Below are 16,728 nucleotides of genomic sequence, written 5' to 3'. Positions count from 1 at the left end.
AGGCGTGATGGTAGCAATGTGCGCGTACCCACCGGTGGGGGCCGATGGCCGGTTGGGCCGTCATCCTGAAAGGCGACACAGCCATGCCGACAAAGGAAGCGGTAAAGGCGGAGGACACACTGATCCACGTGCTGTGGATCAACGCAGGACTGAGCTGCGACGGTGATTCCGTCGCCCTGACCGCCGCCACGCAGCCGAGCATCGAGGAAATCGCGCTCGGCGCCCTGCCGGGACTTCCGCAGGTAGCTGTCCACTGGCCGCTCATCGATTTCGAAAGCGGCCCGAACGGCGGCGCCGATGATTTCCTCGAATGGTTCTTCAAGGCCGATCGCGGAGAACTGGAACCGTTCGTCCTGGTGGTCGAGGGATCCATTCCGAACGAGCGGTTGCACGACGAGGGCTACTGGTGCGGGTTCGGCAACGATCCCGCCACCGGCCAGCCGATGACGACCAGCGAGTGGCTCGACCGGCTGGCTCCGAAGGCGACCGCGGTCGTCGCGGTCGGCACCTGCGCGACGTACGGCGGCATCCACGCCATGGCGGGCAACCCGACCGGCGCAATGGGGGTTCCCGACTACCTGGGCTGGGACTGGAAGTCCAAGGCCGACATCCCGATCGTGTGCGTCCCCGGGTGCCCGATCCAGCCGGACAACCTCTCGGAGACGCTCACCTACCTGCTCTACATGGCCACCGACCAGGCCCCGATGATCCCGCTCGACGACGCACTGCGGCCGACGTGGCTGTTCGGGTCGACGGTCCACGAGGGCTGCGACCGGGCCGGGTACTACGAGCAGGCCGACTTCGCGACGGAGTACGGCTCGCCGAAGTGCATCGTCAAGCTGGGCTGCTGGGGCCCCGCGGTCAAGTGCAACGTGCCCAAGCGCGGCTGGATGAACGGCATCGGCGGCTGCCCCAACGTCGGTGGCATCTGCATCGGCTGCACCATGCCCGGGTTCCCGGACAAGTTCATGCCGTTCATGGACGAGCCCCCCGGCGGAAAGCTCTCGACCAACGCGGTCGGGCTGTACGGGTCGACGATGCGGCGGCTGCGCCAGCTCACCACCCACACCCTGGACCGCGAACCGAAATGGCGTAGGCCCGGCGGAAAACTCACGACCGGCGCCACACGCACCTGGTGAGTGACCTCGTACATCACAGCAACGGAAAGAAAGAAGAGACGGCCAATGACCGCGACGCAGCACAAAGGTGCCGGAGGCGGCCAGGGCAAGAACGACCTGGTCGAAATGGCGTGGGATCCCATTACCCGGATCGTCGGCAGCCTGGGTATCTACACGAAGATCGACTTCAAGCAGAAGGTGGTCGCCGAGTGCCACAGCACCAGCTCCATCTTCCGAGGCTATTCGGTCTTCATGAAGGGAAAGGACCCGCGCGACGCGCACTTCATCACGAGTCGCATCTGCGGAATCTGCGGTGACAACCACGCCACATGTTCCTGCTACACGCAGAACATGGCGTACGGGGTGAAGCCGCCGCACCTCGGCGAATGGATCGTGAATCTCGGCGAGGCCGCGGAGTACATGTTCGACCACAACATCTTCCAGGAGAACCTGGTCGGGGTCGACTACTGCGAGAAGATGGTCGCGGAGACCAATCCCGGGGTGCTGGAACAGGCCAACCGCACCCCATCCCCGCACGCCGACGCGCACGGATACCGGACGATCGGCGACATCATGCGGTCGCTGAACCCGTTCACCGGCGAGTTCTACCGCGAGGCGCTCCAGGTCAGCCGGATGACCCGGGAGATGTTCTGCCTGATGGAGGGCCGGCACGTCCACCCCTCCACGCTCTATCCCGGCGGGGTCGGCACCGTGGCGACCGTCCAGCTGATGACGGACTACATCACCCGCCTCCAGCGGTACGTCGAGTTCATGAAGAAGGTCGTGCCGATGCACGACGATCTCTTCGACTTCTTCTACGAGGCCCTGCCGGGGTACGAGCAGGTCGGCAACCGGCGCATCCTGCTGGGCTGCTGGGGCTCCTTCCAGGACCCCGAGCACTGCAACTTCGAGTACAAGGACATGACCGACTGGGGCCGGAAGATGTACGTCACCCCCGGTGTCGTCGTCGACGGGAAGCTGGTCACCACCGACCTGGTGAAGATCAACCTCGGCATCCGGATCCTGCTCGGTTCGTCGTACTACAACGACTGGGACGAGCAGGAGACCTTCGTCTCCCACGACCCGCTCGGCAATCCGGTCGACCGGCGCCACCCGTGGAACCAGCACACCAACCCGCAGCCGCAGAAGCGGGACCTGGACGACAAGTACAGCTGGGTCATGTCACCGCGGTGGTTCGACGGCAAGGACTACCTGGCGCTCGACACGGGCGGCGGGCCGCTCGCGCGGCTGTGGACCACCGCGCTGGCCGGTCTGGTCGACATCGGCTACATCCAGGCCACCGGCCACAGCGTCAAGATCAACCTCCCCAAGACCGCCCTCAAGGGGCCGGTGGAGCTGGAGTGGCACGTCCCGAAGTGGAGCAACACCATCGAGCGCAACCGGGCACGCAGCTACTTCCAGGCCTACGCGGCCGCCTGTGCGCTGCACTTCGCGGAGCAGGCGCTCGCGGAGATCCGCTCCGGGAACACCAAGACCTGGGAGAAGTTCGAGGTGCCCGAGGAGGGCGTGGGCTGCGGGTTCACCGAGGCGGTCCGCGGTGTCCTCTCCCACCACATGGTGATCCGGGACGGCAAGATCGCCAACTACCACCCGTACCCGCCGACTCCGTGGAACGCGAGCCCCCGCGACACGTACGGCACGCCGGGTCCCTACGAGGACGCCGTGCAGGGACAGCCGATCTTCGAGGAGAACGACCGGGAGAACTTCAAGGGCATCGACATCATGCGCACGGTGCGCAGCTTCGACCCCTGTCTGCCCTGCGGTGTGCACATGTATCTCGGCGAGGGCAAGAAGCTGGAACTCCTGCACTCCCCCACCCAGTCCGCGGGCAGTGAATGATGGCGCGGCAGGAGTCCCCGGCCCCGCCCGACTGGCGGACGACCGGTGAACGCATCGACACCCTGATCGCCGCCAGCGGCTCGGGCGGCGCGGTCGCCCGCGAGCGCAGCGAGGAACTGGTCCGGCTCGTCGCCGACTTCTACGGTGCCGGGCTGGAACGGCTGCTCGACCTCGTGCACGAACAGGGGCGGCTGGACGACGACGTCCTGGCCGCCCTGGCCGACGACGAGCTGGTGGCCGGCGTCCTGCTGGTGCACGGGCTGCATCCCTACGGCGTGGAGACCCGGGTCGAGCGGGCGCTGGAGAGCGTACGACCGTATCTGGGGTCGCACGGCGGTGATGTGGAGCTGCTCGCCGTCACCGACGAGGGCACCGTCCGGTTGCGGCTGCTGGGCAGTTGTGACGGCTGCCCGTCGTCCTCGGTCACGCTCAAGCTGGCCGTGCAGGGTGCGGTGGAGGCGGCGGCGCCGGAGATCACCTCGATCGAGGTCGAGACCGCGGCCGACGAGGACACCGGGGCAGCGGGGCCGCTGGTTCCGGTGGACTCGCTGTTCGCCCGGCTGCACACGGAGTCCGGGACGGCCGGCGACGGCGCGACGTGGGAGGTCGTACCGCAGCTGTCGGGGCTGGAGCCCGGCACCGTGGCCCGGGTCGGAGTCGGCACGATGCGGGTGGTGGCCTGCCGGGTGGGCACGGATCTCTTCGCCTTCGAGGACCGGTGCGCGCGCTGCGAGCGGCCGTTCGAGGGTGCCACGCTGGCGCGGCGGCTGGGCGGCCGTTCCGGGGACGCGATCCTGCGCTGTGCCGGATGCCGTGCGCACTACGACGTACGGCGGGCCGGGGTCTGCCTCGACGGGGACAGTGTGCACCTGGCCCCGCTGCCCCTGCTGTCGGACGGGGCCACGGTCTCGGTTTCGGTCCCCGCGGCGGTGGCGCGTTGATCGCCGCCGGCCGTTCCGCCTCGCCGGCCTCCACCCTGCTGCGGCTCACCCGCAACCGGCCACGGCCGCCCGTCGGTGAGCGCTGCGAGATGTGCGCGGAACCGATCGGCGAGAGCCACCCCCATGTGGTGAACCTCGACAGTCGCGCCCTGATGTGCGGGTGCCGGGCCTGCTATCTGCTGTTCACCGACGAGAACGCGGAGCTGCGCTACCGGGCGGTCCCCGAGCGCTATCTGCACTTCGCCGGGCTGACCGTGGACGGGCGCGCCTGGGACGAGTTGCAGATTCCCGTGGGGCTCGCCTTCCTGTTCCGCAACTCCGTCCAGGACCGGATGGTCGCCTTCTATCCCGGGCCCGCCGGGGCCACCGAGTCGGAACTGCCGCTGGACGCCTGGGCGGCCGTCGTCGAGTCGAGCCCGGAGCTCGCCGTGCTGCGTCCGGACGTGGAGGCGCTGCTGATCCGGCGTACGGAGGAGAGCGAGGGGTCGTGTCATCTGGTGCCGATCGACGCCTGTTACGAGTTGGTGGGGCAACTGCGCCGACTGTGGCGCGGGTTCGACGGTGGCACCGAGGCCCGTGCCGCGATGGACGGCTTCTTCGCGCGGGTGGCGGACCGCAGCCGGCCCGCCGCGGGGATCGGGGCGCCGTGAACGACTTCGCGTTCTCCGTGCTCGACGTCGTCGCCGAGCCGTACGCGGCCGCTCCGCAGCTGACCGCGCGGCTGCGGATCGAGGAGCGGACGGGCCGGCGGATCCATGCCATCGCGCTGCACTGCCAGGTCCGCATCGAGCCGCAGCGGCGCCATTACGACGAGGCCGAACAGAGCGGCCTGGTGGCGCTGTTCGGCGGCCGGGACCGCTGGACGGACACCCTGAAGCCGTTCCAGTGGATGAGCTGCGACACCACCGTGCAGGGGTTCAGCGGTGCGACCGAGGTCGATCTCGCCCTGCCCTGCACATACGACTTCGACGTGATCGGTTCCCGCTATCTGCACGCCCTGGGCGAGGGGTCGGTGCCCCTCGCCCTGATGTTCTCCGGCACGGTCTTCACCCGCGGCAGCAAGGGCTTCGGGGTCGAGCAGGTGCCGTGGGACTGCGAGGCCCGGCATCCGATGCCGGTCGAGGTGTGGCGGCGCATGGTGGCGGCGCACTACCCGAGCACCGGATGGATCCGGCTGGACCACGAGGTGCTGGCGCGCTTCGCGGACTTCCGGGCCCGGCGCGGGCTGATCAGCTGGGACGAGACGGTCCAGGCCCTCCTGGCCGAGCACGACGAGGTGGTCCTGTGAGTCTTGACCAGGTGCGTTCGATCGCCGACGCCGTCCTGTACGAGGGGTACCTCCTGTACCCGTACCGGGCGAGCTCGCACAAGAACCGGTCACGCTGGCAGTTCGGGGTCCTCGGTCCGCCGCACGCCACGGCGGCGAGTTTTGGCGAGGAGCCGGAGATGGAGATGCAGTGCCTGCTGGCACCGCGCGACGGGCCGGCGGCCGTCACCGTGCATCTGCGTTTCCTCCAGCTCCAGGTCCGCGAGGTGCGGAGCACGAGCGAGGACGGGGTGGACGTACCGGTCGAGCAGCTCACCGTCGACGGGGTGTCGGTGATGTCCTGGGACGAGGCCGTCGAGCGCGAAGTCGTTCTGACCGCCCTGCCGTTGGGGGAGGTGACGGACGCCGTCCACGAGGTCCCGGGCGGCGAGGACACCGAGCCGGTGACCGACGCACGGGGCGTGGTGGTGGGCCGGATCGTGCGGCGGCGGCTGCCGTTGGCGGTCCGGGTCCGCACGCGGGCCGTCGTCGACGACGGATACGTGCACCTCTCGGTGGCGGTGCGCAACGAGCATCCGGAGCCCGTGGCCACCAAGGACGCCGCGATCCGGTCCTCGCTGATCGGCGCGCATCTGCTGCTGCGGGCGCACGACACCGAGTTCGTCTCGCTGCTCGAACCGCCCGCCGGGGCGGCAGCGGCCGCCGGCCGTTGCCGGCAGCGCAGGTGCTGGCCCGTGCTGGCCGGCCCGAAGGGGACGACGGACACCCTGCTCGGTGCACCGATCATCCTGTACGACTACCCGGAGGTCGCCGAGCAGAGCCCCGGCGCCCTGTTCGACTCGACCGAGATCGACGAGATCCTGACCCTCCGCGTGATGACCATGACGGAGGAGGAGAAGGCGGAGGCCAGGGCCACCGACCCCCGCGCCCGGGAGATCATCGACCGGTGCGACGGCATGTCGCCCGCCGGCCTCCAGCAGTTGCACGGCCTGCTGCGCGACCCGCACCCGCCGCAGCCCGCGGCTCCCGCGGGACCGGCGGCCGACGTCCGGGACGTGGAGCCCGCCGCCTTCGACACCGCGGGCGCCCCCTGGTGGGATCCGGCGGCCGACGCCTCGGTACGGCCCGAAAGCGACGCGGTCGTGATCGACGGGGTCCGGGTTGCCAGTGGCAGTCTGGTCCGCGTCCACCCCTCCCGGCGGGCGGACGCGCAGGATCTGTTCTTCGCCGGCCAGGTGGCCCGGGTGACCGCGGTTCTCTCCGACGTGGACGGTGGTACGCACATCGCCCTGGTCCTCGTCGACGACCCCGCGTCGGACCTGCACGACTGGTACGGCCGCTACTTCTACTTCGCGCCCGACGAGCTGACACCCCTGAGCGTCGAGGAGACGGCGCAGCACCGAGAGGACAACCGATCATGAAGACCCTGGGCATCATCACCGCCGCAGCGGCCACGGCCGCGGCGCTCGTCGCCGTGGCGGTCGGGATCAAGTCGGTCCCCGACGTCCGCCGCTACCTGCGCATCCGTTCGATGTGAATCCCGATTCGAGTGAAGTGAGTGAGGAGCACCCCATGGCTGAGACGCCGGAGAAGACTCAGGAACCGGAATCGCCCGGCTTCCGGTCCGGGGGCGGCTGAGCCGAGGATGACGACGGAACCTGACACGGCCGCCCGGGTGCTGGTCGCGGGCATCGGCAATCTGTTTCTCGGCGACGACGGCTTCGGCCCGGAGGTCGTGCGCCGGCTGGCCCGCGACGGCGGGATGCCCCCGCAGGTCCGGGTGGTGGACTACGGCATCCGCGGCATGCATCTCGCGTACGACCTGCTCGACGGGTACGACGCGCTGGTTCTGGTCGACGCGTACCCGGGGGGCGGCGCCCCCGGGGAGGTGACGGTGCTCCGCATCGGTGTGGATGACCTCGGTTCGGGTGAATTCGATGCACATGGGATGAATCCGGTTGCTGTCCTGGCAAGTCTGGATCAACTGGGCGGTACGCTGCCGCTCACCTACCTCGTCGGCTGCACACCCGCCGGAGTCGAGGAGGGCATCGGGCTCAGCGAAGCCGTCGGCAGCATGGTGCCCGAGGCGATGCAGGCAGTGCACACCCTGGTCCGGCAGCTCGTGCCGTCCGTACCGACCGCGTCCGTGAACAGCACCGAACCCCGGAGATCCTGATCATGTGCCTAGGCATTCCTGGCCGCGTCGTGGAGCTCGTGGACGGGTATGCGGGCCAGCTGGCTCTGGTGGACGTGGAGGGCGCCAGGCGCCGCGTCAACATCGGCATGCTCGACGAGGCACCCGGTCGCGACGACTGGGTGCTTCTCCATATGGGCTTCGCCGTCGAGCTCATCGACCGGGCGAAGGCCCGGGAGGCCCTGTCGGGGCTGGAGATGATGGGCCGCGGCCGGGAGCAGCGGATCCGGCGCAGATTCGAGGTGCGCGGCGTCGTGCAGGGCGTGGGCTTCCGGCCCTTCGTCTATGTCACCGCCTCGGAGCTGCTGCTCACGGGCTCGGTGACGAACACCGGCGACGGGGTGCTCGCCGAGGTCGAGGGAACGGCCGGGGCCGTGGAGGAATTCGGCCGCCGTCTGAGCGCCGACGCCCCTCCGCTCGCGGTCGTCGAGGACGTGCGGACGAGCGAACAGCCGACGCGCGGCGGTACGGGCTTCACCATCGAGCGGTCCAGCGCGTCCGACCGGGCCAGGACGCTGGTCTCGCCCGACATCGCCACCTGCCGGGACTGCCTGGAGGAGCTGGGCGACCCGTCGAACCGGCGCTACCGCCACCCGTTCATCACCTGCACGCACTGCGGCCCCCGGTTCACGATCGTCACCGGCCTTCCGTACGACCGCGCCGCCACCACGATGGCGGACTTCGAGATGTGCGGGGCCTGCCGGGCGGAGTACGAGGACCCGCGCGACCGGCGCTTCCACGCCCAGCCGATCGCCTGTCCCGACTGCGGACCGCGGCTCGAACTCGTCGGCAAGGAGGGCGTGGTCCCGTCGCACGACGCGGACGCGCTGCGGACCGCGCGGAAGCTTCTCGCCGAGGGCGGGATCATCGCGGTCAAGGGCCTCGGCGGCTACCACCTGGTGTGCGACGCCCGCGACGACGCGGCCGTGGCGGAGCTGCGCCGACGCAAGCGGCGCGGCGGCAAACCGTTCGCGGTGATGGTGCCGGACCTGGACGTCGCGCGTGAGCTGGTGACTCTCACGGCGGACGAGGAGGAGCTCCTGGGCGGTGGGCGCCGGCCGATCGTCCTCCTCCCCCGTCACGCCGCCCGGCCCGGGGCGGGGGTGTCCGACGCGGTGGCGCCCGGCAGCCCCCACCTCGGGCTGCTGCTGCCGTACACCCCGTTGCACATCCTGCTCTTCGGGATCGGGGACGACGATCCGGGCCCGGACGCACTCGTGATGACGTCGGCCAATCTGTCGGGCGAGCCGATCGTCACGGACGACGGCGACGCGCTGGCCGTTCTGGCACCGCTGGTCGATGCCTGGCTACGGCACGACCGGCGCATCCATGTGCCGTGCGACGACTCGGTCAGCCGCTGGGCCGCCGGTGCCGAGCTGCCGCTGCGCCGCTCGCGCGGATACGCCCCGCTGCCGCTGGCGCTGCCCTTCGACGTGCCCCCGACGCTCGCCGTGGGCGCCGACCTGAAGAACACCTGTGCGCTGGCCGAGGGCCGCTACGCCTGGCTGAGCCAGCACATCGGCGACATGGACGACCTGTCCACGGTCGACGCTCTGACCCGGACCGAGAAGCATCTGGAGGACCTCACCGGGGTGGCGCCCACCCGGCTGGTGGCCGACCGCCACCCCGGCTACCACTCCGGCGACTGGGCTCGCGCCCATGCGGCCGGGCGGCCGGTCCGCACCGTGCAGCACCACCACGCGCACATCGCGTCCGTGATGGCGGAGCACGGCCTGGGCGCGGACGAGCACGTGATCGGCATCGCCTTCGACGGCACCGGCCACGGTGCCGACGGGGCGGCCTGGGGCGGCGAGGTCCTGGTAGCCGGCTACGCGTCGTTCAGCAGGGCCGCGCACCTGGGTTACGTACCGCTGGCCGGGGGCGACGCGAGTGTGCTGCGGCCGTACCGGATGGCCCTCGCGCATCTGCACGCGGCCGGCATCCCCTGGGACGACGACATGCCCCCGGTCCGTGCCTGCCCGCCCGCGGAACGCAACGTGCTGGCCCATCAGTTCGCCACCGGATTCGGCTGCGTGCCCACGTCGGGCATGGGCCGGCTCTTCGACGCGGTCGCGTCCCTGGCCGGCGTCCGGCACGTGGTGGCGTACGAGGCGGAGGCGGCCATGGAACTGGAAGGGCTGGCCCGTACCGCGGCAGCCGGCCCCACGGCACCGGAGGACGGCTACCGCTTCGGCATCCGGCCCGGGAAGGGGGAGGAACCCGCCGTCGCGGATCCGGGCCCGGTCGTTCGGGCCGTGGTGTCCGACGTACGGGACGGCGTTCCGGCCGGGCTGGTCGCCGCGCGCTTCCACGCCGCCGTCGCCGCTCTGACCGCCCGCCTCGCGGACCTCTGCCGCACGCGCACCGGCCTCGACACCGTGGCGCTGGGCGGCGGTGTCTTCCAGAACGCCGTGCTGCTCGAGGCGACGCAACGCGGCCTGACCGAGCGAGGCTTCACCGTCCTGCGGCCGCGCCTGCTCCCCCCGAACGACGGCGGAATCGCCCTCGGCCAGCTCGTGATCGCCGCGTCGGGCTGACGCCGCCGCACGACCGTACCGCCTTACCGCCGTACCTCAAGAGGGATCCACAGAGGAGAGGGACCATGTGTCTGGCTGTTCCGGGGCGTGTCCTCAGTACCGCCGAAGTCGACGGCACCGTGATGGCCGAGGTCGATTTCGGCGGGGTGCGCAAGGAGGTGTGCCTCCAGTACATCCCCGATGCGACCGTCGGTGAATACGTCATCGTGCACGTCGGATTCGCCATCCAGCGCCTCGACGAACGGTCGGCCCTGGACACCCTTGCCGACTTCGAACGGCTCGGCATCCTGGCCGAGGAGTTCGGGGACGGCTTCGAACGCGCAGCCCAGCAGGGTGCCTCTCCCGAAGGAGCCGTCCGGTGAAGTATCTCGACGAGTTCAGTGACCCCGATGTCGCCAAGAAGCTGCTCGACCAGATCCACGCGGCCACCACGCAGAAGTGGGCGCTGATGGAGGTCTGCGGCGGCCAGACCCACTCGATCATCCGGCACGGCATCGACCAACTGCTGCCGGACGGTGTGGAGATGATCCACGGACCTGGATGTCCCGTCTGCGTCACCCCGCTGGAGACCATCGACCGGGCGCTGGCGATCGCCGCCCGCCCCGGCGTCATCTTCTGCTCGTTCGGCGACATGCTGCGCGTGCCCGGCAGCAGCCAGGACCTGTTCTCCGTCAAGAGCGCCGGCGGTGACGTACGCGTCGTGTACTCACCCCTCGACGCGCTGAGAATCGCCCGGGAGAACCCCGACCGCGAAGTCGTCTTCTTCGGGATCGGGTTCGAGACCACCGCCCCCGCGAACGCCATGACGGTGTACCAGGCCCAGCGGCTCGGGGTGCGGAACTTCTCCCTGCTGGTGTCCCATGTGCTGGTGCCGCCCGCGATCGCCGCGATCATGGAGTCCTCGACGTGCCGGGTGCAGGCGTTCCTCGCCGCAGGCCACGTGTGCAGTGTGATGGGGACGGCCGAGTACCCGCCGCTGGCCCGGAAGTACAAGGTGCCGATCGTGGTCACCGGCTTCGAGCCGCTGGACATCCTCGAAGGGGTCCGCCGGACCGTCGTCCAGCTGGAGGCGGGCCGGCACGAGGTGGAGAACGCCTACCCCAGGGCCGTGCGCGAGGAGGGCAATGTGCCCGCCATGGAGATGCTCGCCGATGTCTTCGAGGTGACCGACCGGACCTGGCGCGGCATCGGGGCGATTCCCCGCAGCGGCTGGCGGCTCTCCGAGAAGTACCGGGCGTTCGACGCGGAGCAGCGGTTCGACGTGACGGGCATCTGCACCGCCGAGTCGTCTCTCTGCCGCTCGGGCGAGGTCCTCCAGGGTCTGATCAAGCCGCACCTGTGCGAGGCGTTCGGCAAGGAGTGCACGCCGAGGAACCCGCTCGGCGCGACCATGGTGTCGTCCGAGGGCGCGTGCGCCGCGTACTACACCCACCGCCGCCTGGAACTGGTCGATGCGAAGTGACTGACGCGATGCAGGACGTGACCTCCGTGGTGAACGATGTGCCCGACCTCGACATCGAGGGGTGGGCCTGCCCAGTACCGCTGCGGGACATCCCGTCCGTGGTCATGGGCCACGGGGGCGGCGGTGCGATGTCCGGTGAGCTGATCGAGCACCTGTTCCTGCCCGCGTACGGTGCCGCGGCCGCCGCCGACCTCGGTGACTCGGCCGTCCTGACGGTCGGCTCCGGCACCCGCCTCGCCTTCTCCACGGACTCGTTCGTGGTGAAGCCGATGTTCTTCCCCGGCGGGTCGATCGGTGACCTGGCGGTGAACGGCACGGTCAACGACCTGGCCATGTCGGGTGCGACGCCCCTGTTCCTGTCCACCGCCTTCATCCTCGCGGAGGGCACGGCGCTGAGCGACCTCGGCCGGATCGCGCGGGCCGTGGGCAGGGCCGCCGAGGACGCCGGCGTACGCCTGGTCACCGGGGACACGAAGGTCGTGGAGCACGGCAGTGGTGACGGCGTCTACCTCAACACCTCGGGCATCGGCGTGATCCCTCCGGGCGTCGACATCCACGCGCGCCGGGCGCTCCCCGGCGACGCCGTGCTCGTCAGCGGTGACATCGGCGTGCACGGTGTGGCCGTGATGAGCTGCCGGGAGGGCCTCGAGTTCGGTACGACGGTGGAGAGCGACACCGCCGCGCTGCACGGACTGGTCGCCGCCATGCTCGCCACCGGTACCGACCTCCATGTGCTCCGGGACCCCACGCGCGGGGGCGTCTCGGCTTCGCTGAACGAGATCGCCCGTGCCTCGGACGTGGGCATCGAACTGGTCGAGCGGCTGCTTCCCGTGCCGCCCACGGTGCGCGACGCGTGCAGCCTGCTCGGGCTCGACCCGCTCCAAGTGGCCAACGAAGGCAAACTGATCGCGATCGTCCCGGCCGAGGACGCGGACCGGGTGCTGGCCGCCATGCAGGCCCATCCCCTGGGCCGTTCCGCCTGCCGGATCGGCAACTGCGTCCCGGATCACGCCGGGATGGTCGTGGCGAGGACGGGGCTGGGCGGGAGCCGGGTGATCGGGCTGCCGATCGGCGAACAACTACCGAGGATCTGCTGAGTGAGTGCCGAGGGCGCGCTGCTGTTCGCGCGATACGCCTACCCGCCCAACGAGCTGGGCTACTGCGGCCCCGCGGACGCGGCGGCCCTCCTGCGCCGTGACGCGACCGCCGACATCGAGCGGCGCGCCCGGCAGTTCGAGGGGGCCTGGTGCTATCTCCAGTTCCTCGCGGAGACGGCCAGGCTGGCGGACCCGCTCGACGTGCGGGTGGTCGAGGCGTACTGGATCGGCAACGAACTGCTGGACCGGGCCGATCCCGCCGCTCTGGTGGAGCGCATGACCGACCGGTTCCGGGGGCAGCTCGGCGGCACCTGGCGCGAAGCCGGGCGGCGCGCCCTGGCCCATCACAGCTTCCAGGTGTTCGAGGTGTATCCATGGGCCCCGATACTGCGGTCGGCAGGCCATCCGACCGCCCTGTCCGTGCTCGACCAGTGCCGCATCCGTACGGGAGTGGTCGTGGCCGCCGACAGAGACCTCGCGACCGTGCGGTCACGCCCGCTGTACTGGGATGGTGCGGGGCTGGCCGAGGGAGCGTGGCAGGAGGAGACCGTACGCTGCTCGGCCGGTGGGCTGACGCTGCTCGACGGGCTGTCCGCCGGTGACCGGGTGGCGCTGCACTGGGACTGGGTGTGCGACGTGATCACCGACGAACAGGCCCGGCGCATCGAATTCCTTGAGGAGCGCCGACGCACCGGCTTGGGCCTCTCGTCCTGTGAACCGGGTCTCGGCAGCCACGGCGCTCCGGGCTGACGGCCGAGGGCTCCGTCGATTCCTGACCCAGCCGGTCGGCGTGGCCATGGCGCCGGCTGGGCCGGTTCCCCAGGAAAGATCACCTTCACCGTCGACCGATCCTACCCGTATACGTTCCGGCCGCGAGCCGACGGATTCCAAGAACAACCCTCAGCTCACGCGATATGCTGATGCAGATTGTGCAAGCCGTTTGCAAAATGAGGAGGGCCATGGCCACGCGGGCGACCGACGCCGGGACGAACCAGAGCGTCGAACGAGCGGTCTCGGTGCTGCGCGCACTCGACTCCGGCCGTCCGGAACTGCGCGTCTCCGACGTCGCCGAACTCACCGGACTGGGCTCCTCCACCACCTCCCGCCTCCTGTCCACCCTCGAGCGCCTCGACATGGTCGAACGCGACCCCGTCAGCAACCTCTACCGCCTCAGCCTCGGCATCCTCCCGCTCGCCGCCACCGCCACCAATCGCCACCCCGTGCACCGCGCCGCCCGCATGGTCCTCCAGGACCTCGCCACCCGCACCGGACTCGGAGCCAACGTCGCCATCCGCCGCGACACCGAGCTGATGTTCCTGTGCAATTTCGAGGGAACCCGCGCCCCCAAGTCCTACACGCAGGCCGGACACACCGCCCCGCTGCACGCCACCAGCATCGGCAAGTGCCTGCTCACCGGCCTCACGCCCAAGGAGCGCCGCAAGCTGCTTCCCGAACCGCTCGAGGCGCACACCGACTACACGACCACCAGCCACGACCTCCTCGACACCGAGATCGACACCGTCCGCCGCACCGGCTACGCCATCGAAGCCGAAGAACGCGCCCTTGGCCGCGCTTCCCTCGCCGCGCCCGTCCGCGACGCCTCGGGTGACGTCGTCGCCGCCATCTCCCTGTGGGGCCCCACCTCCCTCCTCGGCAACCACACCGAAGCCGAAGGGCAACGTCTCGCCCTCACCCGCGAGGTCATCGAAGCCGCCGACGCCATCAGCCAAGCACTCGGCGCCATCTGAAACACGCGGCGAAGGGGCCCGGTGAAGGTCGTTCGGCCTTCACCGGGCCCCTTCGCCGCGCGGCTACGCGCCGTATGCCTTGAACGCGATCACGTGCGCGTGCCGCGCCCCGTGCGTCGCGTCGACCACGAGCCGCAGCGCGTCGGTGCGCACGGGCCCGCCGTCCGCGCCGTTCAGATCGTGCACGCGGTGGCGGCGGCGGTTGTCCGTCACCGTCAGCAGCGTGCGCCAGGTGCCGTCGGGCTCGCGGCCCTGGATACGGTAGTCGCGGACCAGTTCCGGCATGACCTCGAACGGGGTGCGGTGCCGGTGCAGGTTGTTGAGGTACTCGTCGACATCGTCGTCGAACACCACGCGCGTTTCGGTGAGTTGCTGCTCCTTGTCCCAGTCGAGGCGCAGCCACTGCGTGGCCCGGTCCGGGTCGGGCAGCAGCTCGGACGACCACATCTGCGGGCCCCCGTAGGCGCGTTGGAATCCGCCGACGGCCCGCTCGGGCAGGAACGCGGCGGTGTCCGGGGTCGCACGGAAGCCGAAGGTCCGGCGGCGCAGGCCGCGGGCCTGCCACTCCAGGACCAACTGGCCCTCCTCCTCCGGGATGTCGTGGTCGACGGCCGCGTCCCCTTCGGCCCTGCTGCGCAGGGCGAGGACGCCGTCGGTGCGCTCGGGGACGAGGACCAGCGCCGCGCCCGGACAGGCGCGCACGATCAGCACGACGTTCTCCGGGGTGTCCGGGCGGTGGTCGAAGCGGGCCGTGACCCAGTGAGGGCCGCCGGCCGGCACGGTCACCGTGGTGGTGAGCATGTGGTCGACGGGGACCGCGTTCTCGGGGCGGCCGGTGCTCCACAGTTCCACGGTGAGTTCGCTCGGCAGCTCACCCGGGGCGCCGTGGACGAGCAGGTCGACCGTGTCGAGTGCCGGGTCCACCGGCAGCAGCAGCGCGAGGTCGCGGGTGAGCGGGTACGGCTCGCCGGGCGCGGCCGGCGTGGGCTCGGCGGCCAGGCGGCTCAGGTACGAGGAGGCGCTGACGCGGGCCGTGCGCGCCAGGTTGTCGGGGTCGTCGTCGTACAGGCCGATGACCGAGGCATCCTGCCGCAGCAGGGCACGGCGCACCAGCTCGGGGTGGTCGGCGGCGAGTACGCGCGGGCTGAGGCCCTCGGCGACGCACAGCGCGGCGGCCGTGCCCGCGGCCTCGCCGAGCGTGGCGCAGGTGGCCATGACCCGGGTGGCACCGAAGGCTATGTGGGTGGCGGAGATGTTGCGCCCGGCGAACAGGAGGTTCGTGACGTTCGCCGAGTACAGGGAGCGCAGCGGGATGTGGAAGATGCCGTCCGCGTAGCGCTGGCGGGCGCCGGGCTCGTCGGCGTACATGCCCTGCACCGGGTGGAGGTCGACGGACCAGCCGCCGAAGGCCACGCGGTCGGCGAACTGCCGTTGCTCCAGGATGTCCTGCTGGGTCAGCATGTGGTCGCCGAGGAAGCGGCGGTACTCGCGCTTGCCGGGGAGGCTGCCGACCCACTCCAGCGTCAGGTTCTCGGCGTCCGGGAACTCGCCGGAGTTCTTGATGTGGTCCCAGATGCCCATGATCACGGCCTGGAGTTCGTCGCGGATGCGCTCGTTGTCGTGGACGGTGTCCAGCTCGCCGCCCCACTCGATCCACCAGTAGTCGCAGCCGTTGTCGCCGGTGCGCAGCACGCGGTTGCGCAGGATGGGCGTGGTGGTGAGGTCGCGGGCGCAGTCGGGCGGCACGAACTTCACCGGCCGGCCCGTGTCCTTGGTGTGGAACAGGATCGTCGACCCGAGCAGCGCCTCGTCCCCGGCCTCGGGCGCCCAGGGCTCGCCGAACTCCGAGCGCGCCTCGCGGCCGATGCGGTGGTGGGCGCCGGCGAGGTGACCGAGCAGGCCGTCGCCGGTGCAGTCGAGGAACTGCCGTGCGCGGAAGGTGATACGCCGCTCGGAGCCCATCATCCAGCCCGTGCAGGAGTGCACCTCGCGTGCGTCGTCCGGGCCGCTCGCGTCGACCTCCCGTACGTCGGTGTTGAGGTACAGGTCGATGCCGGGTTCGGCCCGGACGGCGTCGAGGACCACCTGGTCCCAGTAGTACGGGTTCCCCTCGGGGTTGCGGTACTGGTTCTCGGTGTACAGCTCGCCCATGATGCCGGTCTCGCGGGCCCAGCGGTGCACGCCGTGGGCCGTGGCGCCGCAGACCCAGACGCGGACCTCGCTGCTGGCGTTGCCGCCCAGGACGGGCCGGTTGTTGACCAGGGCGACGCGTCGGCCGAGCCGGGCCGCGGCAATGGCCGCGCAGGTCCCTGCCAGGCCACCGCCGATGACGGCGATGTCGAAATGGACCTCTTCTTCCCGCACGGTGCGGCCTCCTTGGTGTGATGCTCGGATGCTCTCCGCCGCAGCGGAGCGTCCTTGAACGTACATCACATCCATATTGTGCAACTACTGTTCGGACAGTGGGATGTGTTGTAGATTTCCAGCGCAGCCGACGACATCGC

At 70.5% G+C, this 16,728-nt stretch carries 14 protein-coding genes; 13 read left to right on the top strand and 1 reads right to left on the bottom strand.

The window, feature by feature from the left end:
• Positions 1–83 precede the first annotated feature (83 nt).
• From OG611_RS21850 to OG611_RS21790, 13 genes are all read left to right on the top strand, one after another.
• A complete protein-coding gene (locus OG611_RS21850) occupies positions 84–1,139 on the top strand; it encodes a hydrogenase expression protein HypE (RefSeq protein WP_266422715.1) in 1,056 nt (351 codons plus the stop codon).
• Between the two features lie 45 nt (positions 1,140–1,184).
• Positions 1,185–2,978: a nickel-dependent hydrogenase large subunit gene (locus OG611_RS21845; protein ID WP_266422712.1), complete on the top strand. Its 1,794-nt coding sequence runs from the start codon at positions 1,185–1,187 to the stop codon at positions 2,976–2,978.
• Positions 2,975–3,919 (top strand): NifU family protein, encoded by a 945-nt coding sequence (locus OG611_RS21840; protein WP_266422709.1) that lies wholly within the window; start codon positions 2,975–2,977, stop codon positions 3,917–3,919. Before OG611_RS21845 ends, OG611_RS21840 begins: the two co-directional genes overlap by 4 nt.
• A complete protein-coding gene (locus OG611_RS21835; RefSeq protein WP_266422706.1) occupies positions 3,916–4,569 on the top strand; it encodes a DUF5947 family protein in 654 nt (217 codons plus the stop codon). The genes OG611_RS21840 and OG611_RS21835 overlap by 4 nt, the downstream gene beginning before the upstream one ends.
• A complete protein-coding gene (locus OG611_RS21830) occupies positions 4,566–5,207 on the top strand; it encodes a DUF6084 family protein (RefSeq protein WP_266422703.1) in 642 nt (213 codons plus the stop codon). Before OG611_RS21835 ends, OG611_RS21830 begins: the two co-directional genes overlap by 4 nt.
• Positions 5,204–6,607, top strand: coding sequence for a hypothetical protein (locus OG611_RS21825; protein WP_266422700.1), 1,404 nt, complete (start codon positions 5,204–5,206; stop codon positions 6,605–6,607). The genes OG611_RS21830 and OG611_RS21825 overlap by 4 nt, the downstream gene beginning before the upstream one ends.
• Positions 6,608–6,831: 224 nt before the next feature.
• Entirely contained in the window at positions 6,832–7,362 is a 531-nt protein-coding gene (locus OG611_RS21820) for a hydrogenase maturation protease (protein ID WP_266422697.1), read from the top strand.
• Between the two features lie 2 nt (positions 7,363–7,364).
• Entirely contained in the window at positions 7,365–9,917 is a 2,553-nt protein-coding gene (hypF, locus tag OG611_RS21815; RefSeq protein ID WP_266422694.1) for a carbamoyltransferase HypF, read from the top strand.
• A 65-nt stretch (positions 9,918–9,982) separates the two neighbouring features.
• Complete coding sequence (locus OG611_RS21810) at positions 9,983–10,279, top strand: HypC/HybG/HupF family hydrogenase formation chaperone (RefSeq protein ID WP_266422691.1); 297 nt, start codon at positions 9,983–9,985, stop codon at positions 10,277–10,279.
• On the top strand, positions 10,276–11,379 hold the full coding sequence (hypD, locus tag OG611_RS21805) for a hydrogenase formation protein HypD (RefSeq protein ID WP_266422688.1): 1,104 nt from the start codon (positions 10,276–10,278) through the stop codon (positions 11,377–11,379). Before OG611_RS21810 ends, hypD begins: the two co-directional genes overlap by 4 nt.
• Before the next feature lie 8 nt (positions 11,380–11,387).
• Positions 11,388–12,476 (top strand): hydrogenase expression/formation protein HypE, encoded by a 1,089-nt coding sequence (gene hypE / locus OG611_RS21800; RefSeq protein ID WP_323180211.1) that lies wholly within the window; start codon positions 11,388–11,390, stop codon positions 12,474–12,476.
• Positions 12,477–13,226, top strand: coding sequence for a DUF6390 family protein (locus tag OG611_RS21795; protein ID WP_266422685.1), 750 nt, complete (start codon positions 12,477–12,479; stop codon positions 13,224–13,226).
• A gap of 209 nt (positions 13,227–13,435) precedes the next feature.
• A complete protein-coding gene (locus tag OG611_RS21790; protein ID WP_266422682.1) occupies positions 13,436–14,224 on the top strand; it encodes an IclR family transcriptional regulator in 789 nt (262 codons plus the stop codon).
• 63 nt (positions 14,225–14,287) lie between these two features.
• Here OG611_RS21790 and OG611_RS21785 read toward each other — a convergent pair whose 3' ends face one another.
• Positions 14,288–16,588, bottom strand: coding sequence for an FAD-dependent oxidoreductase (locus OG611_RS21785; RefSeq protein WP_266422680.1), 2,301 nt, complete (start codon positions 16,586–16,588; stop codon positions 14,288–14,290).
• Between the last annotated feature and the right edge of the window lie 140 nt (positions 16,589–16,728).

Source organism: Streptomyces sp. NBC_01363 (assembly GCF_026340595.1).
In the GTDB taxonomy this organism is placed as follows: Bacteria; Actinomycetota; Actinomycetes; order Streptomycetales; family Streptomycetaceae; genus Streptomyces.
The sequence above is the reverse complement of the archived record's forward strand: the minus strand, read 5'-3'. Positions and strand labels throughout refer to the sequence as shown.

Bases quoted from the DNA above. Each gene is read 5' to 3' on its own strand.
- OG611_RS21845 (WP_266422712.1), top strand. From the start codon at position 1,185: ATGACCGCGACGCAGCACAAAGGTGCCGGAGGCGGCCAGGGCAAGAAC.
- OG611_RS21790 (WP_266422682.1), top strand. From the start codon at position 13,436: ATGGCCACGCGGGCGACCGACGCCGGGACGAACCAGAGCGTCGAACGA.
- OG611_RS21840 (WP_266422709.1), top strand. From the start codon at position 2,975: ATGATGGCGCGGCAGGAGTCCCCGGCCCCGCCCGACTGGCGGACGACC.
- OG611_RS21850 (WP_266422715.1), top strand. From the start codon at position 84: ATGCCGACAAAGGAAGCGGTAAAGGCGGAGGACACACTGATCCACGTG.
- OG611_RS21810 (WP_266422691.1), top strand. From the start codon at position 9,983: ATGTGTCTGGCTGTTCCGGGGCGTGTCCTCAGTACCGCCGAAGTCGAC.
- hypF (WP_266422694.1), top strand. From the start codon at position 7,365: ATGTGCCTAGGCATTCCTGGCCGCGTCGTGGAGCTCGTGGACGGGTAT.
- OG611_RS21820 (WP_266422697.1), top strand. From the start codon at position 6,832: ATGACGACGGAACCTGACACGGCCGCCCGGGTGCTGGTCGCGGGCATC.
- hypE (WP_323180211.1), top strand. From the start codon at position 11,388: ATGCAGGACGTGACCTCCGTGGTGAACGATGTGCCCGACCTCGACATC.